We start from the raw sequence: 22,476 nt of genomic DNA on the forward strand, positions 1-22,476 counted from the left end.
GTATGCATCATGTCGTATCCGAAGCAGCACATTTTATTTGATCTTGATGACACCTTAGTCCACTGCAACAAGTATTTTGACCTTATCCTCAACCACTTTTTCGATTTGCTTCAGGAATGGTTTGCAACTCATAACCTAACGAAAAATACGATTCGTGAAAAACAAATCGAAATTGATGTGGCTGGAGTTCATCAGGTGGGCTTTGCCAGCGAGCATTTCCCACAATCTCTGATAGATACGTACCAATTTTTCTCGGAACAATTCGGACGCCGTCTCGATTCACGGGAAGAGCAGGAGCTTCGCTCTCTTGGCCGAAGTGTATACGAACAGGAAATCGAACCGTATCCAGGCATGGTCGAAACGCTGAACTCCCTCCAAAAAGCAGGGCATTCCCTTCATCTTTATACTGGTGGTGAGCAGATCATTCAAGAAAGAAAGATTGAACAAATGAAACTGGCTACCTACTTTGATGATCGCATCTACATTCGTCAGCATAAAAATGTCGAAGCACTGGAAGAAATCATCCAGATGAATCGCTTGGACCGAAGCATCACCTGGATGATCGGGAATTCTCTACGCACTGATGTATCTCCAGCCCTTGCTGCAGGTATTCATGCTGTCTATCTCAAGCAGCCTAAGGAATGGATTTACAATATGGTTGAATTGCAAAAAAACGTGAACTCCGTGATGTATACGATACAGAAGCTGACGGAAGTACCACGGGTTATCCACGAAAGCATACAATTACATCAACAAAAAAGGACCCTCGGATAGGGTCCCTTTTTTGTATTTAAATTGTTATTCAACCTTTGATTCAGCCAAAATAGTGGTCTAAACCCTGTCTCAGGATTCCTCTCGAACGCTAAGTTGTCCTGTACCTGGTTCATTCAGAATAATTCGCGCTTTGACGGTCGATCCATCTTTACGCTTAAAAGACAACAATTGCGTCTGTCCCTTTGTCAACAGAGACTTGAGCATCGTTTCGGTAATCTGCTTGCCAGCATATTCCTTCCAGACGACAAAACCACAGCCCTGCTTGTAGTGGCTGCACCCATACCCTTTACGCCCTTCAATAATGCTTCCGCCACAATTAGAGCATGGGCAGCTACCCAAAGCTTGCCTTTGGCTCACTGAAATGCCTGAGTGTCCGTCGGAAGAGCTGCGTGCAACGGAACCTGCTGTTCCCGCAGCACGACTTGCTGGTGGTGCTGCTTGCTCCAGCGTTGCGCTTCCAGCGTTACCATCGCGTCCTGATGTAGCACGCCCCACCCCCTTGGCGGCGGTGCGTCCACTCGCACGTGCGCTACGTGCGCCTTCTTTTCCAGCTGCCCGCTTCCCCCTTGCTTCCTCGCCAAAGGCATCTGCCGGAGCCGGTGGCTGCTGCCTCACCTTGTCAATGATGGACAACGTAAATCTTTTAACGTTATCCATAAATTTCTCCTGAGCCGCCTCACCCTTGGAAATTTGATGTAGACGACGTTCCCATTGACCTGTCATCTCGGGCGAGGCTAATAGATCAACCCCGGCATGACGGATCAGATCAATAGCCATCTTTCCCTTTTCCGTAATAAGAATCTTTTTGCCCTTCATTTCAATATAGCCAACCTTTTTCAATCGTTCAATTGTGGCAGCCCGTGTGGCAGGTGTGCCTAAGCCGGCATCCTTCATGACCTCACGTAATTCCTCATTCTCCATCTGTTTGCCTGCGCTTTCCATCGCCTTAAGCAATGTACCCTCCGTGTAGCTTTTGGGGGGCTGAGTTGCCTTTTCTTTCATCTCAGCACGAACACACTCCACCGGACGTCCCGCATCAATCTCAAACTTCTTGTCCGTCCACTCGTCCGTTTCCTCTTCATCCTCTTTTTTCGATGATTTGCTCTTTTTACCTTTATCCTGGTCAACCTTACTTAAAACCACTTTCCATCCCAAGGAAAGAAGCTCTTTGATATTTGTTTTAAACAGATGCTTGTCCACCTGCGTCATTACGGTATGCATTTTATATTCAGCAGGCGGAAAAAAATGTGACAAAAACCTGCGAATAACCAGGTCATATACGTTTTTCTCTTCCTTACTTAGCGTACCTGGTCTTTTTAACGTTGGCAGAATAGCATGGTGATCCTCAACACGAGATGGATTGCAGACCGATTTATTCTGTTTATGGACCAAGTTGGGGTTGGCTTGTTGTACCAGATCAGCATAAGGACCTGTCCCCAGCATCCGTAGCGCCTTGTGCATGCCGTCTATATTTTGCTCTGTTACATAGTTAGAATTAGTACGAGGGTAGGAAATGACCTTGTGACGCTCATAAAGCGCTTGGGCCACATCTAGTGTTTTTTTGGCCGAATAACCGTACTTGGCATTCGCCTCGCGTTGAAGTAGCGTTAAATCGTACAATTTAAAAGGATACTCTTTTGTCTGCTTCGTGTCATATTTGGTGATTTTACCCGTTTTTCCGCGAACGGCTGCCGCGATCGCCTCAGCTTCCTCTGGGTTCGTCAGCCGATCCCCCTGCCACGCACCTTTGTACTTGATCTGATCTTGCTTGAATTCAGCCCACACATCATAGAAGGTTTGAGACTGAAATGCCTCAATTTCCTTTTCCCGGTCATGAATCAGTGCCAGCACGGGAGTCTGCACCCGTCCTACTGACAGCAGTGTATTATGACGTGTTGTGAACGCTCTGGAAGCATTCATTCCGATCAGCCAATCCGCTTCACTTCGTGCCCTCGCAGCTTGAGTCAGAAATTCAAACTCTGAAGCATCTCGCAATCGTTCAAAGCCTTTCGCAATACTCTCCGCTGTCAAATCTGAAATCCACAGTCGCTTAACTGGCTGATGCAACTTCAATTGCTGTTGAATCAACGCAAAAATATATTGCCCTTCCCGTCCAGCATCACAAGCATTTACGATGGCATTGCAGCGTTTAGCCAGTTCACCAATTATTTTCAGCTGATCCTTTGTTTTCGGATTCGGTACAATTTTGAACTGCTCAGGGATAATAGGAAGATCCTTAATATTCCATCGTTTGTACTTAGCATCGTATGCATCCGGCTCAGCCAAACCCAGCAAATGTCCGATCGCCCAGGTTACAATGTATTTCTCCCCTTCCAAATAGGTACGGTTATTTTTCGCCCGCGGCTCCATAACGGCGGCAATCGTCCTTCCCATATCTGGTTTCTCAGCAATAATCAACGTCTTCATTCATACTCCATTCCTTCCTGACGGCCTTCTGTTTCTCCTCCATGAATCATACATATACATGGAATGTTAATGAAAACACAGGTATCCCGGCCTCATGCAAAAGGAGCCTTCTCCCGACGAAAGCTCCTTTGTAAATTCATTTAGTCAAACGCTTCAACAATATACGTGTATTATACCATAGATACCATGGTTCTCTCAGGTCATGATTTTATACAGTCAACAAAAGTTATGTATATGTTAATTTATATTACATAAGAATCGACTTTTATTTAATTTTCTTGTGAAATAATCCTTTTTTCTATAAAAAAATCTACACTAAACACCCCTTTTTATGTTATGATCAATTTAGATAAGAAATATATGGTGATACGATTAAATTTAAGTTATATTATATAACATATATTTCACAATGTTTCACAGCTCAATAATCATTTATTCATTTTTCGCTTCTGGCAGACTCAGCTTGAAATACAATAAAGCCCCATCCGAAGGATGGAGCTTTGACTGATCCGTAACATAAAATTTATAATCACACCAAAACGGTAGCGCCCATGAGGTATTTATCAACTTCTCGTGCAGCTTCTCGACCTTCATTAATAGCCCACACGACAAGACTTTGTCCGCGACGCATATCACCTGCAGCAAAAACCTTATCCACATTAGTAACATATTTTCCATAACGTGCTTTAACGTTGGAACGACGATCCGTCTCCAAACCAATTTGCTCTACAATCGTTTGCTCAGGACCATCAAATCCAATGGCAATAAGAGCGATTTGTGCAGGGAATACGCGCTCCGTACCTGGAATCGGTTGATAGATTTTGCGCCCCGTTTCATCAACAATCCGTTGAATTTGAATGGTGTGCAGCTCTTTCAGATTACCGTTATCATCACCTACAAATTTGGTCGTCATGATGGAGAACTCACGTGGATCTTCTCCGAACAACGCCTTAGCTTCTTCCTGTGCATAATCAAGAGAATACACGTTTGGAAATTGTGGCCAAGGATTGGCAATCGGGTCACGCTCCATAGGCGCTTTGGTGTGTGTGCCAAATTGAGTGACACTCCGACAACCATGACGCAAAGAAGTAGCTACACAGTCCGAACCCGTATCACCGCCACCGATTACAATAACGTCCTTACCTTGGGAAGACAAATAGTTGCCATCTTCCAGATTGGAGTCCAAGTAACTTTTGATGGTACCATTCAGATAATCCATCGCATAATGAACACCCTTCAAATCGCTACCTTCAATGTTGAATTCTCTTGGCTTCGTAGAACCACCGCATAGGACAACAGCATCATATTCAGCAATCAACTGATCGGTAGGGATATCTTTGCCGATTTCCGTATTTGTGATGAATTGAATACCTTCAGCCTCCAGCAAATCCACACGCCGCTGAACAACCTTCTTATCCAATTTCATGGACGGTATGCCATACATCAATAATCCACCCACACGATCTGCACGCTCATACACAGTCACGCTGTGCCCTGCTTTGTTAAGCTGTGCAGCCGCAGCCAAACCTGCCGGACCCGAACCGACAACAGCCACTCGTTTGCCTGTACGCTTTTCTGGCGGATTAGGGACAACCCAGCCTTCCTCAAAACCCTTTTCGATAATAGCTTCTTCAATGGTTTTAATTGTAACAGACTGTCCGATCAGGCCGACTGTACACGAACCTTCACATGGTGCAGGACAGACACGACCTGTAAATTCCGGGAAGTTATTCGTTTTGTGCAGCCGCTCTAGCGCTTCCTTCCACAAACCACGATATACGAGATTGTTCCATTCCGGAATGAGATTATGAACCGGGCAGCCTAAAGTTGCTCCCATGATATCCATCCCCGTATGACAATAAGGAGTTCCGCAGTCCATACAACGCGCCCCTTGGGTACGCAGCTCTTCTTCAGACATATGCTTATGGAATTCTTCCCAATCCTTTATACGCTCTGCCGGGTCCCGGTCTGTAGGAAGCTGTCGTGTGTATTCCATAAATCCAGTTGGTGTAGACATGTTACGTTCCCCCATCTCTTCGCTTATGAACCCCGATCATCCATTCAGAATTTAAGTCAAATTCGAATTTGTCTGTTGTATTATGAAAGGGTCTGTTCTCGTTGAATTTGATTTATTGTATCACAATACAGCGTAAAAGTAATGAAAACTTATGCAACTTTTTGCATCAACACCAAAAGGATTTTTTATATGGTTTATTAATTTTTCAAATGAGTGGGGTCGGATACAGTCTATTCTTATTCCGTTTTCTCGTAAACAACAAAACGGTACTCATATGGATTTCTGTCATCCTTGATACCCGGAGTCTCACTAACTATATTCCAACCGTTCCAATCCAGCTCGGGGAACGTTGTATCGCCTTCAAAAGTCTCCTCAATCCGAGTCACAATCAGCCGATCGGCATGTGGCCAAAACAGTGCATAAATTTCTGCTCCTCCAATGACCATTAGCTCCTCCTGCTTTGCTAATTGGAGCCCTTCTTCCAGTGAATGAATCACTTCCGCACCTTCCACCCGATAGCGCTGATCTCGAGTCAAGACGACGTTACGTCGGTTTGGCAGGCTTTTTCCTCCAAAGGATTCCCACGTCTTGCGCCCCATGAGTACCGTTTTATTAATCGTCTGCTCTTTGAAAAAGGCCATGTCTCTAGGGAGGCGCCAGGGAAGTTTGTTATCCTGGCCAATCACACCATTTTGTGCCATAGCCCATATCATTGAAATGCCCATTTTTCCACCTCCCCTAATCAGATGGCGACAGGCGCCTTAATCCCTGGATGATACTCGTAATTTTCAAAAGCAAAATCGTCATAGGTATAATCAAAGATCGAATCCGGTTTGCGCAGAATTTTTAACTGAGGCAACGGATAAGGATCACGTTCCAGCTGTGTATGCACTTGTTGCATATGATTTGAATAAATATGCACATCGCCGCCTGACCAAATAAATTCGCCGGGCTCCAAACCACACTGCTGTGCAACCATATGCGTAAGCAATGCATAACTCGCGATGTTGAACGGCAGCCCTAGAAAGGTATCCACAGAACGCATTGTTAGCATACAGGAAAGCTTTCCTCCAGCTACATAGAACTGAAATACAAAGTGACATGGCGGCAACTTCATGGATTCGATTTCTGCCACATTCCAAGCACTGACGATGTGTCGACGTGAGTCCGGATTGTTTTTAATTGCCTCTATGACATTCGCAATTTGATCAATATGTTGCCCGTCTGTTGTTTCCCACGAGCGCCATTGCGATCCATATACAGGCCCCAGATTCCCCTGCTCGTCCGCCCACTCATCCCAAATGGTAACTCCGTTCTCCTTGAGATAAGAAATGTTGGTATCTCCCCGCAAAAACCATAACAGCTCATGAATAACGGATTTCAAATGAACTCTTTTGGTGGTCACCAAGGGAAAGCCCTTGGCCAGATCAAAACGGAGTTGTCTTCCGAAAACAGATAGTGTCCCCGTTCCTGTACGATCCTCTTTTTTTACTCCATTCTCTAAAATATCCTCCAGCAGTTCCAAATAGTTGCGCACGTTATTCCTCTCCTTTGAGCATGAATAAAAACCTGGCATCGCCAGATTCTAATCTTTAAAATTCTTTTTCTGCACCAATATCTATATTTAGTTTATCATGTACGGTGCTTCGTTGACCATGTACTGTGTGAATTTTCATAGTAGTCCTGAAAATCCTAAAGTTTGAAAAAAAAGAGACAAAGAGCGCAGATATAGCGCTCCTTGCCTCTCTTTGTCATGTATGAAAACCAAAAACGAGATAATGAAAAATGGTATTAGCGACGTGGTGCCAATGCATGGATCGGATGACCCAGCACGACTTCCGCTGCTTCCATAACGATTTCGCCCAATGTAGGGTGAGCATGAATAGTCAAGGAGATATCTTCGAGTGTAGCACCCATTTCAATCGCCAGACCCAGCTCAGCAATAAGGTTGGAAGCTTCCAGACCTACGATTTGCGTACCCAGTACCAGACCTGTGTCAGCGTCAGCTACGATTTTCACAAAACCTTCAGCAGCGTTCAGGGAAACCGCACGACCGTTTGCTCCATAAGAGAACTTGCCAACTTTGACATTGTAGCCTTTTTCTTTGGCTTCTGTCTCTGTGTAGCCTACGCTGGAGCATTCTGGATCTGTGAAAACGACAGCTGGCATACATTTGTAATCTACTACAGACGGCTCGCCTGCGATTGCTTCAGCAGCCACTTTACCTTCGTAAGAAGCTTTGTGTGCCAGAGCAAGACCAGCTACGATATCGCCGATTGCAAAGATGTGAGGAATGCTAGTACGTCCTTGGTGATCAACTTTCACCATTCCGCGCTCATCCAGTTCTACGCCGATCAGATCCAGACCCAGTTCACCGTCTGTGTTTGGACGACGTCCAACAGTTACAAGCAGATAATCAGCAGTTACTTCTTTACTTTCGCCGTTAACGGAGAATTTCACCGTTACGTCTTTATCTGTTTGCTCTGCACTTTCCGCTTTAGCACCAGTGAAGATTTCGATACCAGTTTTCTTCATGCTTTTCGCAACGATCGAAGTCATATCTTTGTCGAAACCAGGAAGCACTGTATCCATACCTTCAATGATCGTTACTTTGGAACCGAATTTGGAGTACATTTGTCCAAGCTCTGCACCAATGTATCCACCACCGATTACGATCAGGCTTTTTGGAATTTCAGGCAGGTTCAATGCTTCTGTAGAAGACAGAATGCGTCCGCCAAATGGGAATGGTTTCAGTTCGATTGGACGGGAACCTGTTGCGATAATTGCATTTTTAAAACGGTAACGTGGTGATTCATGTTCGTTGAATACACGCGCTTCGTTTTCGTTGATGAACATGCACTCGCCATTGAAAACTTCAACTTTGTTGCCTTTGAGCAAGCCGCTTACGCCGCCTGTCATTTTTTTAACAACACCGTTTTTGAATTCTTGTGTTTTAGCAAAGTCTACTTTTACATTTTCAGCCGTAATACCGAAGGACTCGCCATGTTTAGCTGCTTCGTATTGGTGAGCTGCAGAGATCAAAGCTTTGGATGGAATACATCCACGGTTCAGACAGACACCGCCCAGCTCAGATTTGTCAACGATCAATACGCTTTGTCCCAATTGTGCGGCACGGATGGCAGCTACATAGCCGCCAGGACCCGCACCGATAACCAATGTGTCAATATCCAGAGAAGCGTCTCCTACTACCATTGATTACACCTCCATAACAAGCAACTCAGGGTTAGCGAGCAGCTGTTTGATATAGTTCATGAAGTTTTGAGCAGTTGCACCGTCAATAATACGGTGGTCAAAGCTCAAGGAAAGAGCCATTACTGGAGCGGCTACAATTTCACCGTTTTTCACGACTGCTTTTTCACTGATGCGGCCAGTACCCAAAATCGCAACTTCAGGGAAGTTAATGATTGGAGTAAAGAACATACCGCCTGCAGAACCGATGTTAGTGATGGAAATTGTACTTCCTCTCATTTCGTTCGCAGCCAATTTTCCATCACGACCGCGCACAGCCAGATCACGAATGGAATCAGCAATCATCCAGATACTCTTACGATCAGCATCTTTGATAACAGGAACGATCAAGCCGTTGTCTGTATCTGTAGCGATACCGATGTTGTAGTATTTTTTGTAGACAATTTCGTTTGCTTCTTCGTCGATTGTGGCATTCAGAGCCGGGAATTGACGGGAAGCAGCAACCAAAGCTTTTACGATGAATGGCAGGTATGTTACTTTTGTGCCTTTCTTCTCAGCAATTGGTTTGATACGAGTACGGAAAGCAACCAGTTCAGTTACATCTACTTCATCCATAATCGTAACGTGCGGAGCCGTATAAGCCGATTTAACCATAGCATTGGAAATAGCCTTGCGGATACCTTTAAATGGTACGCGCTCTTCCTCAGCACGTAGATCTGCTGCTGGTGCGGATGCTGCTGCAGCTTTCGCTTCTTTCTTAGCAGGCTCTTGTGCTTTTGCAGCTTCTTTCGCTACTGGTGCAGCCGCTTGGCCTCCACCATTTTTGAAAGCTTCTACATCTTCTTTGGTGATTTTACCATTTTTGCCGGAGCCACTCACTTGAGCGATGTTTACACCTTGCTCACGAGCAAATTTGCGGACGCTAGGTGTAGCTAGTACATCTTTGTTAGAAGCAGCAGGAGTTGCAGCTGGTTTAGTGTTAGCTCCGCCTTGTGCAGCATCCTGTTCTTGTTTAGCAGCAGCTGGTGCTTCTTCTTGTTCAGGAAGTTCACCCTCTGCAGCGATTACAGCTACGACTTGACCCACGTTAAAGATGTCGCCGTCTTTGGCAAATACCTCTTGTACTGTGCCATTGACCGGACAAGGAACTTCAACTACAGCCTTATCGTTTTGTACTTCCATGATGATATCTTCATCTGTTACTTTGTCGCCGGCCTTGATGTGCATCTTGATGATTTCGCCTTCGTGAAGACCTTCACCCAGCTCTGGGAATTTATATTCAAATCTAGCTGTACCTGCAGCTCCGCTTTGTGCAGCAGCACTTGGCTCAGGGCTAGCAGCTGGTGCTTCTGGTGCTTCTTCTTGTTCAGGAAGTTCACCTTCTGCATCAATTACAGCTACGACTTGACCTACGTTAAAGATGTCACCGTCTTTGGCAAATACTTCTTGTACTGTACCATTAACCGGACAAGGAACTTCAACTACAGCCTTATCGTTTTGTACTTCCATGATGATATCTTCATCTGTTACTTTGTCGCCGGGCTTGATGTGCATCTTGATGATTTCGCCTTCGTGAAGACCTTCACCTAGCTCCGGGAATTTATATTCAAATTTAGCCACGTTTAAAACCTCCCAAATTTACGGTGTGCTTTAATTAAAATTCCAATACTTTATTAACCGCATCAATGATACGTGTTGGCGTTGGCAACCAAGTATCTTCAATTTGAGCAAAAGGATAAACGGTATCCGGGCCTGCTACACGCAGAACAGGTGCTTCCAGATGCAGGATTGCTTTTTCGTTAATTTGTGCAATAACTTCAGCAGCTACACCGGAGCTCTTTTGCGCTTCTTGAACCACGATAGCACGGTTGGTTTTTTGAATAGAAGCAACAACGGTATCAATGTCAATCGGGCTAATGGTACGCAAATCAATGATTTCCACTTTGATACCTTTTGTTTTTTCCAGCTCATCAGCAGCTTTAACCGAAGTGTGCACCATCATACCGTAAGTAATGATCGTCACATCGGAACCTTCACGAACTACGTTAGCTTTGCCCAGTTCAACTGTGTAATCATTCTCAGGAACTTCAGCGCGGAATGCATGATACAAGTTCAAATGCTCCATGAAAAATACTGGATCATTGTCGCGAATAGACGCGATCATAAGACCTTTTGCATCGTAAGGGTTGGAAGGAACAACAACCTTGATACCAGGTGTTTGAGCCAGAAGGCCTTCCAAGGAATCTGTATGCAGCTCGGCTGCCTTAACACCGCCACCAAAAGGTGTACGGAATACGATTGGAGAATTGTAACGTCCACCGGAACGGTAGCGCATACGGGATGCTTGAATTGCCATTTGATCGAGTGCTTCAAAGATAAAGCCTACGAACTGGATTTCAGCTACAGGGCGGAAGCCTTGGATACCCAGACCCACAGCAAGACCCCCGATTGCGGATTCCGCCAGCGGAGTATCGAATACACGTTCTTCGCCAAATTCTTTTTGCAGACCTTCTGTAGCGCGGAATACGCCACCTACATGACCTACGTCTTCACCGAAAAGCAGGACGTTAGGGTCGCGTTTCAACTCTACGCGCAGTGCGTCACGAATCGCTTCTTTCATGTTCATTTGTGCCATTTGCTTCATTTCCTCCTTAAACATTGACAGATCAATTTCAGTTCAGGTCAATCGAAAAGCAGACCGGATCGGGTTACCGCCCGGTCTCTTTCAAGTTCAATTATTTAAAATCAGCTTTTTGTTCTTCCAAGTGCTTAGGCGTTGTTTCGAACATGCTATCGATCAGGCCAGGAATTGTCATTTTCTCTGTTTTCTCGGCTTTTTTGATCTCTTCGTTCACTTTTGCCTTAGCTTCTTCTTTTACGCGAGCTGTATCTTCTTCAGTCCAAAGGCCTTTTTTCTCAAGGTATTTCGCAAAGCGGGCAATTGGATCTTTCGCATTCCATTCGCCCTCTTCTTCTTTAGAACGATATTTTGTTGCATCATCAGAAAGGGAATGCGGACGGAAACGGTACGTTACGGCTTCAATTAAAGTAGCACCTTCACCATTACGTCCACGCTCTGCAGCTTCTTGAACGGCTTTAATAACTGCAAGCACGTCCATGCCATCAATTTTCACGCCTTTAATACCAGCAGCTACTGCTTTATGAGCGATCGAAAGAGCAGCCGTTTGTTTTGAAAATGGAGTCGTGATCGCGTAACCATTGTTTTGCACAAAGAAAATAACTGGCAACTTGTATACACCAGCATAGTTCAGGCCTTCGTAGAAATCACCTTCGGAAGAACCGCCGTCACCTGTATATGTAATGGCGACTTGTTTTTGCTTTTTCAGTTTGTAACCCATAGCAATACCCATAGCATGCAAAATTTGCGCGCCAATGATGATTTGCGGCATCAGTACATTAACACCGTCCGGCACTTGGCCGCCGTGTTGATGACCACGGGAATACAAGAAAGCTTGGTATAATGGCAGGCCATGCCAAACGATTTGCGGAATATCGCGGTAGCCTGGAGCAATAAAGTCTTCTTTTTGGAGCGCATATTCGCTACCAATCATGGTTGCTTCTTGTCCGGATACCGGAGCGTAGAAACCGAGACGTCCTTGACGACCTAAGTTAACGGCACGGTCATCCCAAGTACGTGTAAATACCATTCGATACATAATTTCTTTCAATTGATCATCTGTAAGTTTAGGCAACATATCTTTATTGATAATTTCACCATCCGGAGAAAGTACGGACAGCGCCTCAACTTCCTCTGTGTAAACTTCATAAGGAACCTTGCTCATTTTCTTCACCTCAACAAAAAAATTTGAATATCAAGTTCCGCTGTTATAGGATTATTATACACCTGTTATATCGCTCGCGTCAAAGATTTAGTTATTTTTTTTGAGTTTACCACATTTTTGTGTATGTAACAGGGTATGTTTTTTACTATAACAGCTTAGTACATGATTGAAATTTTAAACATCTATTGCAATCAGGGTAATCTTAACTTATTGTGATCCCGAATGCAAAATAATACCCAAGAAAGGTGACGAAAAATGACGGATTCTCGGTATTTAAAACGAACCATCCTTAAAGACGAAGTAAACAGCCGCTTTCTTAGCGAGACCAGAACTCTCCGGATATATTTGCCGCCCGGCTATAATGAAATATTGAGCTACCCGGTCGTATACTGTCAGGACGGAGAAGAATTTTTCAATTTTGGCCGCATTGCAACTCACGCCAACCGCCTCATTCTAGATGAGGGCGTCGAACCCTTCATTATTGTAGGTGTGGAAGTGAATACCAAAATCAGAACTCAGGAGTACGCTCCCTTTGGCAATCGTTTTGAGGCGTATACCACCTGTTTTGCAGAAGAGATTATTCCCTATGTGGAGCAAAAGTATCCTATAAGAAAAGATGCAGCGTCCCGCATTTTGGCGGGGGATTCACTGGGAGGCAGTGTGTCTCTGCATTTGGCTTTGATGTATCCTCAGCTGTTCAACCGCATTATCAGCCTCTCAGGTGCTTACTATGAAGCTTCGCAGGAAATCATCGCCCGTGAGAAAGATCTGTCTCATTTGCGGGTGTGGATGACGGTTGGCCTTCAGGAAGATGCATTTGAGAGTGATACTGGCATTTACAACTTTGTAGAACTTAACCGTCAATGTGCAGATTTGCTGCGCGAACGGAACGCTGAAGTTTCTTACCGTGAAAAGGATGGCAAACATTTGTGGGGCTTTTGGCAAAACGAGTTGCCTGACGCGCTAATGTATTTTTTGGATCGCGCCTGAGTAAAAATTCTTCTATAGGGAATGGAGCATTGACCTACTAGGTCATAAAGCTCCTTCCTCATTTTTTAATGCAATTTGGTTGCGCTTTCAAAAAAGTATAACGAAAAACGGCAATTATTGCCGTCATCTGTCGTTCACATTATAGCTTTTCTTCTACGATCTTGTCCAGCAAGGCGTCACAGCCTGCGTCCATTAATCGATAGGTCTCTTCAAAATTCCCTGTAAAATATGGATCGGGTACTTCTCTTAATTTTTCTTGAGGAAGCAAATCCATAAATTTTAGAATATCAGCCTCCGCTCCACCTGCAATCTTTCGCATGTTTCGTTCATTAGAGTCATCCATGCACACAATATAATCAAACGCATCAAAATCACGGCCCGTTATTTGCCGCGCCTGTATGCCTTGTTCGCTGATTCCATGCAGTTTAAGTTGCTTTAGTGTTCCCTCATGCGGGGGATTTCCGATGTGCCAGTCGCCTGTCCCGGCCGAGTCCACCCCGATTTCTGCGCCCAATCCCCGTTCCTGCGCTTTATGTCTCAGTATTGCCTCCCCCATCGGAGAGCGGCAAATATTACCCAAACACACAAACAAAACGTTAATCATTTCGTTCTCCTTCCTATTACACTTCCTTTTTTCTGTTTCATTGTAGCCATGTCCTCCAAAATTGTGCAAGCCATATTTAACGCGGTATACTTAAAAACGATGGTATATATAGGATCGTATCAGAAAGAAAGGATGTTGATTATGACAAAAAAACGAGCGATTGTATTTTCAGGCGGTCGTCTTAATGAAGAAGATTTACATCAAATACAACCCGATGATTTTATTATAGGTGCAGATAAAGGTGCACTTTTCCTGATCGAGCACGGTATTACACCACATATCTCTGTAGGAGATTTTGATTCGATCACACCAGAGGAAAAAGAAAAGGTAGAATCAGCAAGCCGAAGTATGATTGCGTGCGATCCAGTACTTAAAGACTTAACAGATACTGAGCTTGCTTTGGAAATCGCTATGGACGAACAGGCAGATCATGTACTGCTGCTTGGTGTGACTGGCACCCGGATGGACCACACATTGGCTAATGTTCAAATATTGGTACGTGCAATGCAGCATCATATTAGTTGCGCTATTATGGACGCACATAATTATATTGAGCTCACCGGCTCAACGCTTGAGATCCAGCCTATGGGTTATACATATACATCGCTGCTTCCTATGACTGCCGAAGTAACAGGCATACAACTGGAAGGATTTATGTATCCACTACATAATGCCACCCTCAAAATGGGACAATCACGTGCTGTCAGTAATAAGCTAACGGCTCCAAAAGGTACGATTTCCATCAAAAGCGGTCTACTACTCGTTATTCAAAGCAAGGATTAATTATGACATTGTTGTAACCATTGTTTAAATTGTTTTTTCACTCAAAACCCTTGATTAATAAGGGTTTTTCCGTTTGTAGAGATCTATGAATCGATATTTTTTTAACAAATTGTAATTTTTAATCGTTTTTTAATAATCACTGTGTAAGTCTTGTCCCTCAAGCATTTGAGAGTTCTTTTCCAACTATTAGGCGGCTTCAAAACTGTTATACTCAACGCTGTCAGTTAGTTAGCAACTCAGCAAAATATTGCACAAATCAATTTCTGGAGGTACTTACAACATGAATATGCAGAAAATCATAAAAAAGGTAATTATCGCAGGGGTCGTAGCCACGATCGGCTTTGGTACTTTTGCAATTGAGGGAACAAATACGGCACAGGCTGCCACTACTACTTCTGTTGGCCAAAAAGTAATTAACTACGGCGAAAAATATATGGGCACTCCCTATAAGTTTGGAGCTTCCACAAGCACGACGCGCAATTTTGACTGTTCTTCTTTCATGAAGCACATATTCAAGAAATACGGAGTGAATTTGCCGCGTACTTCTGTTCAACAGTCTAAAGTTGGACATGCCGTATCCAAGTCCAATTTGAAAAAAGGGGACTTAGTGTTCTTTTCAAGCGGTAGCCGTGCCACGGGTCGCAACATTACCCATGTAGCAGTCTATATGGGCGGGGGTAAAATTCTACACACTTACGGCGGACCTGGCGTGACTATCTCCGATTTGAACTCTGGCAACTGGAAAAGAACATACATTAAAGCACGCCGCGTGCTGTAGTTTGAAACTTATTATGAAATATGCGAGCCGGGACGAAAAGTTCCGGCTTTTTTTATATGCCTTATGCTATTCTGATACGGTTGGTGTTCTGAGTGAATAGCCAATCCCACGTTCCGTACGGATCATTTTAAACTTATATCCTTTATCTACTTTAACCCTCAAATGTCTGATATAGACGTCTACTACGTTCGTATCAACGATATAATCATGTTTCCAAACATCCTTCAGAATTTGCTGTCTGCTACAAACTTGGTTAAGATGTATCGCCAGATGAAGCAAAAGATCAAATTCTTTCGGAGTTAATTCCAGCTTTTGTTCCCCTCTGCTCACCATTCTGCTTGCATTATCTATATGTAAGTCACCCGCCTCGATTGCCCTTTTCACATCACGTTCAATACCAAAAATCCGCAATAAATTAGCCACCCTAGCCTGAAAAACTCTAGGATAAAAGGGCAGAACGAGCACGTCATGTGCTCCTTGTTCAAAGCAGGAAACAATATGGTCCTCCTCATCTGATGAAGTCATAACAAATAGCGGGACATGAGGATGGTATTGCTGCAATGTGCGAAGCAAACCATGTGAATCCGTCGGTTCATCTTCTATATTGAGTAGTAACAAATCCACAGGATTATGGGCTACATAAGAGCTTGCATCTGTCGTATTGCTAACATGAACCACCTGATAACCTGCCTGCTCCAATGGATGAACAAATACGGGAGACGCTTCATTTACATCCACAAGTAAAATTAACGGGCTCATCTTTTCACCCACCTGGTTTGGACATAGCATTACATATTGGATACGAACAAGTTTGTGTTGTAAGCCATTAAAGCATATCTATATTATTGTAACAAAAAAGCAGAAAATCATTCTTCAAAGAATGGTCTTCTGCTCTTATGATTTAGCCCAAATAGCGATGATACAGACTTCTTGCTATTGCCACGTCCTTTGTCCCATGAATCAACGCTCTGCCATCTGCAAATACAACTAAGCGATGCTCGCTTGTACTAAAGGAAACCAAAAACGGATTCCGCTCTACCTTTCCTTCTCCCAATGAAACAAATCGATCTGCTGTTTCTTCAAGATTCAGAGGTGTCGGGTTTGCTGGTCTAATTTGAACGGTGTCCCTGCCGCACAAAATATCTGTTTTCTGCCGATGAGAGGCCGACAAATAGGGATACGTTGGTTGGCTGCCGCAAGAAGGACAATTCGCCTTTTTAAGGCTATCTACTGCTATCGTAACATACTCATTGTTCCACAAATCAAACGAAAGCAGCTTTCCTCTCAAATCTTCTGGATATCCACCAAGAAGTTTGAAAGCTTCCGTAGTTTGGTTAGCCGTGACCATCTGTACGGCCTGCGGAATAATCCCGGCGGTATCACAGGTTTCTCCACCAAACGGTACAGTTTCCAGCAGACAGTGAAGACAAGGCGTTTGACCCGGTAAGATGGTATAGGTTACACCATAGCTGCCCACACATCCCCCATAAATCCAAGGTATCCGATGCTTGAGTGCCATGTCGTTCATAAGAAGTCGGGTATCGAAATTATCGGTTGCATCCATTATGAGATCTACCCCCTGGATCAACTCTTCCAGCTCTTCCACCCCAACATCCAGTACATGTGCATGTATAACCGTTTCAGAATTAATATCCTTTAATCTTCGCTGAGCAGCTACTGCTTTGGGATATCTTTGCGCAGCATCACTTTCCTGAAAAAGCTGCTGGCGCTGCAAATTGCTCCATTCCACATAATCCCGGTCTACGAGGCTCACTGTACCTACGCCCCCGCGAACGAGTGTTTCCGCAATACCTGTACCTAACGCTCCGACACCTATGATTAGTACATGTGAAGAAGCAAGCCGGCGTTGTCCTGTCGGTCCAAAGGGCGCGAATCTTTCCTGTCTGGAATAACGGTCACTTGGATGTGTTTCTCCTGCACCGGATTTGTCAGTTACCTTCATGCCTGAACCATACCTTCTGTCGGACTGCTTGCTGAAGCGTAACGTTTTACAGGAATCATCCCCGCCTCAAAACCATACCTTCCAGCACGAACAGCCAGTTTCATGGCCTCGGCCATTTTTACTGGGTCCTTCGCTCCTGATACGGCTGTGTTCAACAAAACAGCATCTGCCCCTAACTGCATCGCCATTGCCGCGTCACCGGGTGAGCGAATACCCGCATCGACAATAACCGGAACCTCCGCCTGTTCAATAATTAGCTCTAATGAAAACGGATTGAGCAAACCATGTCCTGTACCAATCGGTGAAGCTCCAGGCATAACGGCGTGTACTCCAAGCTCTTGTAGCCTCTTTGCTAGAATCACATCGTCCGATATGTAGGGCAGCACGATAAAGCCTTCTTCCAACAGCTTATCACTAGCTTTCAACGTTTCAAAAGGGTCAGGGAGCAGTGTCTTGCTATCCCCAATGACTTCCACCTTAATCATATCGCACAGGCCGGAGGCTTTTGCCAATTTGGCAATACGAATCGCCTCCTCTGCTGTTGTAGCCCCTGCTGTGTTGGGAAGAAGTGTATACCGGCTCAAATCCAGCATATCGAGAAAATGCTGCTTATCCCGTTCCTCCAAGTTCAATCTCCGTACAGCAAACGTCAATATTTCCGTCTCAGCAGCCTCTACGGCTTGGGATTGGATATCCAGATCAGAGAATTTTCCTGTTCCCAACAACAACCTCGAGGTAAAAGATGCTTTTCCAATGGTTAACATAATCAACCGCCTCCCACAAAATGTACAATCTCTAGGCAATCTCCATCCTTCAGTACCGCTTCATCATGATCTTCACGGCTCAATATATGCCGATTCAGCTCCACCACTACGGTTTTCACCTTTACATCAAGCTCATGTAGCAATTGATTCACATGAGTGATTCGATTAGAAAAGGTCATGCTCTGGCCGTTAATCGTCAGCTTCATAAGCTTTTCTCCTTGAAGAGCTCAGAAGAAAAACTACTTATCCCAAGTTCTGCTGCACCAGCTCCATTAAGCATAGCTGCCATCGCACGCCCGGTAGCATCACTCAGCAGGACACCGTTGCGATAATGCCCGACCGCAGCATATACGCCCTCGACCCCAGGAACAGTGCCTATAAAAGGGTGACCTGATGCAGCCTGCGGACGTAAGCCCGCCCAAGTGCGTATAAAAGAAGCTTCACGGACGCGCGGCAGCCAGGCAGAGGCACGTGCCAGCAAGCCCTCCAAGCCTCCTACGGTCACTTGTTCGTCATATTGATGCGGAAGGCTCGTTGCCCCAATCCAAAGCTCGTTATACTGTTTAGGCACGAGGTAAATATCATCAGCATAAATGGTGTATTCTAATGGGTGATCCTTCAAGGAGACCGCTACCGCTTCGCCCTTGACCGGATAAAGTGGATATTCAAACCCAACCTGCGCCAGTAATTTCATGCTATCCAAGCCTCCAGCAATAATGACCTGATCGCAGGAAAAAAAGCCGCTATCTGTTCGGACACCGCAAACTCGACCATTCTGTATGACCAGTTGCTCTGCCCGTGTACCAGACCATACCGTTGCTCCCAGCACCGCAGCAGCACCTGCATAAGCACGACAAAGCTGGACAGGAGCCACTTGTGTCTCCTTTGAACGATATATTGCTCCGATCGCTTGTTCATCCAAACCTGGAATTCGTCGGGCCAATTCCCTCGCATCCCACCAGATAGGACAATCATCCTCTCGCGTTTTAGAAGCTTTCCAGCGTTTTTGGCCCTCAGTTTCCGTACGGAAAGGGGTCACAAATCCTTCTGTACGGAATTCCACCGAAATACCCGACAAACGCTCCAGATCACAGACAAGCTCAGGGAATGCATCTCGACTTCTGCGAGCAAATCGTGCCAGCTCAGAGTCGGTGAACTCTTCACTTTCCGCTGCCAGCATTCCAACCGCTGCTCCTGAGGCTCCCTCACCCGGGATCAATCGTTCCAGCATGATCGTACTTCTTCCCTCCTTGGCCACATGATAAGCAATGGAACTGCCGATGACACCTCCACCTATGACCAAGCATTCAGCATGTCCTATCGCTCTTGCCTCTGTGTGTATCTTTAGCATTTGTTCCGTGTCTCCTCTCCATAAACCATTCTGCTTTCAACTTGCCTCTACTCTCGTTTTCTCGCTACAGGCTGTGAACTACAAGATCTGCCATTTGCCTATATTCCATCGCAGCTGCAACGGGCGACTCAGCCTCCCATATACCAGACATCACCGCAATACCGCTTGCTCCGGCCATGTAAAGCTCAGGGATATGGTACGGTTGTATGCCGCCCAGCGCGATCACCGGAATGTTCGACAGTCTGCAAATATGTTCAAGCTGAGCTAAACCCCGCGGTACAATACCGGGCTTACAATGGGTCTCATATACGTGACCATAAAGTACATAGTCTGCTCCTGCCTGCTCGGCAGTCTGCGCCTCCTCCAAGGAATGCACAGACACTCCACAGCGTGTACTCTTTGAAAGTAGGCTTTTCACATCCACAACAGGTAATCCATTAGCTGGTAGCTGGACGGTTCCAACCAAAGTAAGTAAAGCTACATCCACACGATCATTTACTACAATTTGTTGCAAAGGAACTTCCTGCTCCACCATGCTGCGAGTCAAAGAAAGCAATGCAGAGGCACCATTCTGTTTTAAACGTGCGTGTACATAATGAACATACGGACAAATCATAGCAGCCACTCGGGCGGCTTGTGCAAAAGTGCCCTTTTCCATCGAAATTGCGTGTAATTCGATTTTGTCTTCACCTCACATTGGATTAAAGGATCTAAGCTTAGCCAGCCACGTCTACCAGCAGTAATGAAAGGGGATTGTATGTGAATCCGTCTACGGAAGCTCGAACAACTTAAAGTGAACGAAACGCAAAAAAACCACTTCCCCAAGGAAGTGGTTTAACGAACGTCCAATAATCGAACGGACCATGATATCCGTATACGTGTATCGTCCCACGCACAAACAAAATAAAGATGGTGTTGCCTTGTTTGTACGGCGCTCACTTCCCTACGCTGGCATAACCCAGATCAGGTGCAAAGGGTCCGAAATCCATTTATTCCGTCTCAGCCGCATGGGCGGCTCCCCTAGTGTGACTATTTTATTGTATAAGCTAAAGATAGCTTAGCATATTTTCCTAATTCTGCAAACCCCACTTCGTGTGAAATCGCAGAACTGGATTTAACTGATTTTAGTTAACTTTACTTGACCACTCTTCCACATTCCACGTTTTGGTTACCCAATCCTCGTAAAAGTCCGGTTCGTGAGATACAAGCAATACGGTCCCTTTGTATTCCTTCAAGGCACGTTTCAGCTCATCCTTTGCTTTAACATCCAAGTGGTTGGTAGGCTCATCGAACAATACCCAGTTGCTTTCACGCATTAACAGTTTGCAAAGACGGACTTTAGCCTGTTCTCCACCACTAAGCGCAGATAGCGGACGTGTGATATGCTCATTTTTCAAACCGCAGCGCGCCAAATGCGCTCGTACTTCATGCTGGTTCAAATGCGGAAATTCATTCCACACATCGTCAATCGGTGTAATTTTCTCTGCCTTTACTTCCTGCTCAAAATAAGCGGGCTGCAAAAAATCACCTTGATAGGTTTTTCCACTGATTGGCGGAATTTTTCCCAATATGGTTTTGAGCAATGTCGATTTACCGACACCGTTGTAGCCGACAATTGCAATTTTTTCGCCACGTTCAATCGTCATGGACATCTTAGGCAAAAGGGCATGTGTATAACCAATCTCAAAATCAATACCCTCAAATACCGTCTTTCCGCTTGCACGTGCCTCTTTGAATTGAAAGGTTGGTTTTGCGGCTTCTTCAGGCTTATCAATACGTTCGATCCGATCAAGCTGCTTTTCACGGCTCTTTGCTCGGCCTGAGGTAGAAGCACGCGCTTTATTACGCTGAATAAAATCTTCCTGTTTCTTTATAAAGTCCTGTTGCTTCTCATAAGCATCAATATGCTGAGCTTTGTTCAGATCCGCCATTTCAAGAAACTTTTCATAGTTAGCTGAATAACGGGTCATCTTGGCAAATTCAAGATGGTAAATAACATTAACGACCTGGTTCATAAACTCAGTATCATGTGAAATAAGGATAAAAGCATAGGGATAATCCTTCAAATAGCGCGTAAGCCATTCAATATGCTCTACATCCAAGTAGTTGGTAGGCTCATCCAGCAGCAGGACATTCGGCTTTTCCAACAGCAATTTAGCAAGAAGCACCTTTGTCCGTTGCCCGCCGCTAAGTGCAGATACATCCCGATCCAGTCCTATGGCCGACAGACCTAGTCCATTCGCCATTTCTTCAACCTTCACATCAATGAGGTAAAAATCGCCCATATCCAGTTGCTCCTGAATTTCACCCATCTGTTCCAGCAACACTTCCAACTCTTCAGGAGAAGCATCCCCCATTTTGTCAGTAATCTGCATCATTTCCTTTTCCAATTCCAACAAAGGAAGAAAAGCGTCTTTTAATACATCACGTACCGTTTTGCCCGGTGTCAGCTTGGTGTGCTGATCCAGATAACCGTAACGTACACGTGGAGTCCATTCCACTTTACCCTCATCCTTAAGCAATTTTCCAGTGAGAATGTTCATGAGTGTCGATTTACCAACACCGTTAGCTCCTACCAAACCTACACGTTCCCCCGCAAGCAATCGAAAGGAAACATTTTTAAATAATGCGCGGTCCCCAAAGTTGTGGGATACATTTTCTACAGTCAATAAACTCATAAGCTGTTTTTGGCTCCTTATTGTCATCGGCGCTGCCGACTGTTCTTATTTCATATGCATTTCGTTTCTTTCAAAGCTTTATTGTAGCACATTCTACAACCATATCGGAATATTGAAAACAGTGAATTTTAAGGTTTTTTGGTATGGATCTGCCTAAAAAAACAAAAACCACCCATGAGGGTGATCAGATTGTCGAGAAACCCCCTGTTTTTTTGCAGGGGGTTTAAAACTGTCTTAGTGGTCTAAAAACTAGGGTCCTCAGATCGTTTTAAATCGATTTTTGTTTTAAAAGATGCGTCTCCCCATATAAAAATAGAAGTGTCGAAAAGTCCTC

General features: G+C 44.8%; 20 protein-coding genes and 1 riboswitch. Of the genes, 4 read left to right on the forward strand and 16 right to left on the reverse strand.

Annotated features, from left to right (window positions below):
• Positions 1 to 9 precede the first annotated feature (9 nt).
• Positions 10 to 774 carry an HAD family hydrolase gene (locus ACYCSE_RS23525; RefSeq protein WP_029517450.1) on the forward strand — a complete coding sequence of 255 codons (765 nt, stop codon included), beginning with the start codon at positions 10 to 12 and terminating at the stop codon, positions 772 to 774.
• 69 nt (positions 775 to 843) lie between these two features.
• Here the strand turns inward: ACYCSE_RS23525 and ACYCSE_RS23530 are convergent, their stop codons facing one another.
• The 8 genes from ACYCSE_RS23530 to pdhA all read right to left on the reverse strand — a co-directional run bounded on the left by ACYCSE_RS23530 (position 844) and on the right by pdhA (position 12,231).
• Positions 844 to 3,201 (reverse strand): type IA DNA topoisomerase, encoded by a 2,358-nt coding sequence (locus tag ACYCSE_RS23530; RefSeq protein WP_459700206.1) that lies wholly within the window; start codon positions 3,199 to 3,201, stop codon positions 844 to 846.
• A gap of 529 nt (positions 3,202 to 3,730) precedes the next feature.
• Complete coding sequence (locus ACYCSE_RS23535) at positions 3,731 to 5,218, reverse strand: glutamate synthase subunit beta (RefSeq protein WP_459700207.1); 1,488 nt, start codon at positions 5,216 to 5,218, stop codon at positions 3,731 to 3,733.
• Between the two features lie 236 nt (positions 5,219 to 5,454).
• On the reverse strand, positions 5,455 to 5,943 hold the full coding sequence (locus ACYCSE_RS23540) for a dihydrofolate reductase (protein WP_459700209.1): 489 nt from the start codon (positions 5,941 to 5,943) through the stop codon (positions 5,455 to 5,457).
• 17 nt (positions 5,944 to 5,960) lie between these two features.
• Positions 5,961 to 6,755: a thymidylate synthase gene (thyA, locus tag ACYCSE_RS23545; RefSeq protein WP_013310507.1), complete on the reverse strand. Its 795-nt coding sequence runs from the start codon at positions 6,753 to 6,755 to the stop codon at positions 5,961 to 5,963.
• Positions 6,756 to 7,009: 254 nt separating this feature from the next.
• Positions 7,010 to 8,431: a dihydrolipoyl dehydrogenase gene (gene lpdA, locus ACYCSE_RS23550; RefSeq protein ID WP_061831492.1), complete on the reverse strand. Its 1,422-nt coding sequence runs from the start codon at positions 8,429 to 8,431 to the stop codon at positions 7,010 to 7,012.
• A 3-nt stretch (positions 8,432 to 8,434) separates the two neighbouring features.
• Positions 8,435 to 10,048, reverse strand: a complete 1,614-nt coding sequence (locus tag ACYCSE_RS23555) for a 2-oxo acid dehydrogenase subunit E2 (protein ID WP_459700211.1) — start codon at positions 10,046 to 10,048, stop codon at positions 8,435 to 8,437.
• Between the two features lie 34 nt (positions 10,049 to 10,082).
• The gene (locus ACYCSE_RS23560) at positions 10,083 to 11,063 is read right to left on the reverse strand and encodes an alpha-ketoacid dehydrogenase subunit beta (protein ID WP_039271308.1); all 981 of its coding nucleotides are present in this window, start codon (positions 11,061 to 11,063) and stop codon (positions 10,083 to 10,085) included.
• 100 nt (positions 11,064 to 11,163) lie between these two features.
• Positions 11,164 to 12,231 carry a pyruvate dehydrogenase (acetyl-transferring) E1 component subunit alpha gene (gene pdhA, locus ACYCSE_RS23565; protein ID WP_013310511.1) on the reverse strand — a complete coding sequence of 356 codons (1,068 nt, stop codon included), beginning with the start codon at positions 12,229 to 12,231 and terminating at the stop codon, positions 11,164 to 11,166.
• A 255-nt stretch (positions 12,232 to 12,486) separates the two neighbouring features.
• Here pdhA and ACYCSE_RS23570 point away from each other — a divergent pair, with 255 nt between their 5' ends.
• The gene (locus ACYCSE_RS23570; RefSeq protein ID WP_061831494.1) at positions 12,487 to 13,221 is read left to right on the forward strand and encodes an alpha/beta hydrolase; all 735 of its coding nucleotides are present in this window, start codon (positions 12,487 to 12,489) and stop codon (positions 13,219 to 13,221) included.
• Positions 13,222 to 13,360: 139 nt separating this feature from the next.
• Here the strand turns inward: ACYCSE_RS23570 and ACYCSE_RS23575 are convergent, their stop codons facing one another.
• The gene (locus tag ACYCSE_RS23575; protein WP_029517442.1) at positions 13,361 to 13,825 is read right to left on the reverse strand and encodes a low molecular weight protein-tyrosine-phosphatase; all 465 of its coding nucleotides are present in this window, start codon (positions 13,823 to 13,825) and stop codon (positions 13,361 to 13,363) included.
• A gap of 141 nt (positions 13,826 to 13,966) precedes the next feature.
• On the opposite strand from ACYCSE_RS23575, the gene ACYCSE_RS23580 reads away from it, so the two are divergent.
• Together ACYCSE_RS23580 and ACYCSE_RS23585 are read left to right on the forward strand one after the other, a co-directional pair.
• A complete protein-coding gene (locus ACYCSE_RS23580) occupies positions 13,967 to 14,608 on the forward strand; it encodes a thiamine diphosphokinase (protein ID WP_459700214.1) in 642 nt (213 codons plus the stop codon).
• 280 nt (positions 14,609 to 14,888) lie between these two features.
• Complete coding sequence (locus ACYCSE_RS23585) at positions 14,889 to 15,386, forward strand: C40 family peptidase (protein ID WP_459700215.1); 498 nt, start codon at positions 14,889 to 14,891, stop codon at positions 15,384 to 15,386.
• A gap of 66 nt (positions 15,387 to 15,452) precedes the next feature.
• Here ACYCSE_RS23585 and ACYCSE_RS23590 read toward each other — a convergent pair whose 3' ends face one another.
• The 7 genes from ACYCSE_RS23590 to ACYCSE_RS23620 form a co-directional block, all read right to left on the reverse strand.
• Positions 15,453 to 16,145, reverse strand: coding sequence for a response regulator transcription factor (locus ACYCSE_RS23590; protein ID WP_459700216.1), 693 nt, complete (start codon positions 16,143 to 16,145; stop codon positions 15,453 to 15,455).
• A gap of 142 nt (positions 16,146 to 16,287) precedes the next feature.
• The gene (locus ACYCSE_RS23595; protein WP_459700217.1) at positions 16,288 to 17,349 is read right to left on the reverse strand and encodes a ThiF family adenylyltransferase; all 1,062 of its coding nucleotides are present in this window, start codon (positions 17,347 to 17,349) and stop codon (positions 16,288 to 16,290) included.
• Positions 17,346 to 18,113 carry a thiazole synthase gene (locus ACYCSE_RS23600; protein ID WP_254349647.1) on the reverse strand — a complete coding sequence of 256 codons (768 nt, stop codon included), beginning with the start codon at positions 18,111 to 18,113 and terminating at the stop codon, positions 17,346 to 17,348. Before ACYCSE_RS23600 ends, ACYCSE_RS23595 begins: the two co-directional genes overlap by 4 nt.
• A gap of 2 nt (positions 18,114 to 18,115) precedes the next feature.
• Positions 18,116 to 18,319, reverse strand: coding sequence for a sulfur carrier protein ThiS (gene thiS / locus ACYCSE_RS23605; RefSeq protein WP_061831499.1), 204 nt, complete (start codon positions 18,317 to 18,319; stop codon positions 18,116 to 18,118).
• On the reverse strand, positions 18,316 to 19,464 hold the full coding sequence (gene thiO, locus ACYCSE_RS23610; RefSeq protein ID WP_459700218.1) for a glycine oxidase ThiO: 1,149 nt from the start codon (positions 19,462 to 19,464) through the stop codon (positions 18,316 to 18,318). Before thiO ends, thiS begins: the two co-directional genes overlap by 4 nt.
• 64 nt (positions 19,465 to 19,528) lie before the next feature.
• Complete coding sequence (locus tag ACYCSE_RS23615; protein WP_459700220.1) at positions 19,529 to 20,122, reverse strand: thiamine phosphate synthase; 594 nt, start codon at positions 20,120 to 20,122, stop codon at positions 19,529 to 19,531.
• 265 nt (positions 20,123 to 20,387) lie between these two features.
• Positions 20,388 to 20,496: riboswitch (TPP riboswitch) on the reverse strand.
• A 92-nt stretch (positions 20,497 to 20,588) separates the two neighbouring features.
• Complete coding sequence (locus tag ACYCSE_RS23620; protein WP_023988981.1) at positions 20,589 to 22,142, reverse strand: ABC-F family ATP-binding cassette domain-containing protein; 1,554 nt, start codon at positions 22,140 to 22,142, stop codon at positions 20,589 to 20,591.
• Between the last annotated feature and the right edge of the window lie 334 nt (positions 22,143 to 22,476).

This window comes from Paenibacillus sp. SEL1 (assembly GCF_054602535.1).

What these genes read in the sequence shown, in the direction of transcription:
- ACYCSE_RS23525 (WP_029517450.1), top strand. Translation starts at nt 10, where the DNA reads ATGTCGTATCCGAAGCAGCACATTTTATTTGATCTTGATGACACCTTA.
- ACYCSE_RS23530 (WP_459700206.1), bottom strand. Translation starts at nt 3,201, where the DNA reads ATGAAGACGTTGATTATTGCTGAGAAACCAGATATGGGAAGGACGATT.
- ACYCSE_RS23535 (WP_459700207.1), bottom strand. Translation starts at nt 5,218, where the DNA reads ATGTCTACACCAACTGGATTTATGGAATACACACGACAGCTTCCTACA.
- ACYCSE_RS23540 (WP_459700209.1), bottom strand. Translation starts at nt 5,943, where the DNA reads ATGGGCATTTCAATGATATGGGCTATGGCACAAAATGGTGTGATTGGC.
- lpdA (WP_061831492.1), bottom strand. Translation starts at nt 8,431, where the DNA reads ATGGTAGTAGGAGACGCTTCTCTGGATATTGACACATTGGTTATCGGT.
- ACYCSE_RS23560 (WP_039271308.1), bottom strand. Translation starts at nt 11,063, where the DNA reads ATGGCACAAATGAACATGAAAGAAGCGATTCGTGACGCACTGCGCGTA.
- pdhA (WP_013310511.1), bottom strand. Translation starts at nt 12,231, where the DNA reads ATGAGCAAGGTTCCTTATGAAGTTTACACAGAGGAAGTTGAGGCGCTG.
- ACYCSE_RS23570 (WP_061831494.1), top strand. Translation starts at nt 12,487, where the DNA reads ATGACGGATTCTCGGTATTTAAAACGAACCATCCTTAAAGACGAAGTA.
- ACYCSE_RS23575 (WP_029517442.1), bottom strand. Translation starts at nt 13,825, where the DNA reads ATGATTAACGTTTTGTTTGTGTGTTTGGGTAATATTTGCCGCTCTCCG.
- ACYCSE_RS23580 (WP_459700214.1), top strand. Translation starts at nt 13,967, where the DNA reads ATGACAAAAAAACGAGCGATTGTATTTTCAGGCGGTCGTCTTAATGAA.
- ACYCSE_RS23585 (WP_459700215.1), top strand. Translation starts at nt 14,889, where the DNA reads ATGAATATGCAGAAAATCATAAAAAAGGTAATTATCGCAGGGGTCGTA.
- ACYCSE_RS23590 (WP_459700216.1), bottom strand. Translation starts at nt 16,145, where the DNA reads ATGAGCCCGTTAATTTTACTTGTGGATGTAAATGAAGCGTCTCCCGTA.
- ACYCSE_RS23595 (WP_459700217.1), bottom strand. Translation starts at nt 17,349, where the DNA reads ATGAAGGTAACTGACAAATCCGGTGCAGGAGAAACACATCCAAGTGAC.
- ACYCSE_RS23600 (WP_254349647.1), bottom strand. Translation starts at nt 18,113, where the DNA reads ATGTTAACCATTGGAAAAGCATCTTTTACCTCGAGGTTGTTGTTGGGA.
- thiS (WP_061831499.1), bottom strand. Translation starts at nt 18,319, where the DNA reads ATGAAGCTGACGATTAACGGCCAGAGCATGACCTTTTCTAATCGAATC.
- thiO (WP_459700218.1), bottom strand. Translation starts at nt 19,464, where the DNA reads ATGCTAAAGATACACACAGAGGCAAGAGCGATAGGACATGCTGAATGC.
- ACYCSE_RS23615 (WP_459700220.1), bottom strand. Translation starts at nt 20,122, where the DNA reads ATGGAAAAGGGCACTTTTGCACAAGCCGCCCGAGTGGCTGCTATGATT.
- ACYCSE_RS23620 (WP_023988981.1), bottom strand. Translation starts at nt 22,142, where the DNA reads ATGAGTTTATTGACTGTAGAAAATGTATCCCACAACTTTGGGGACCGC.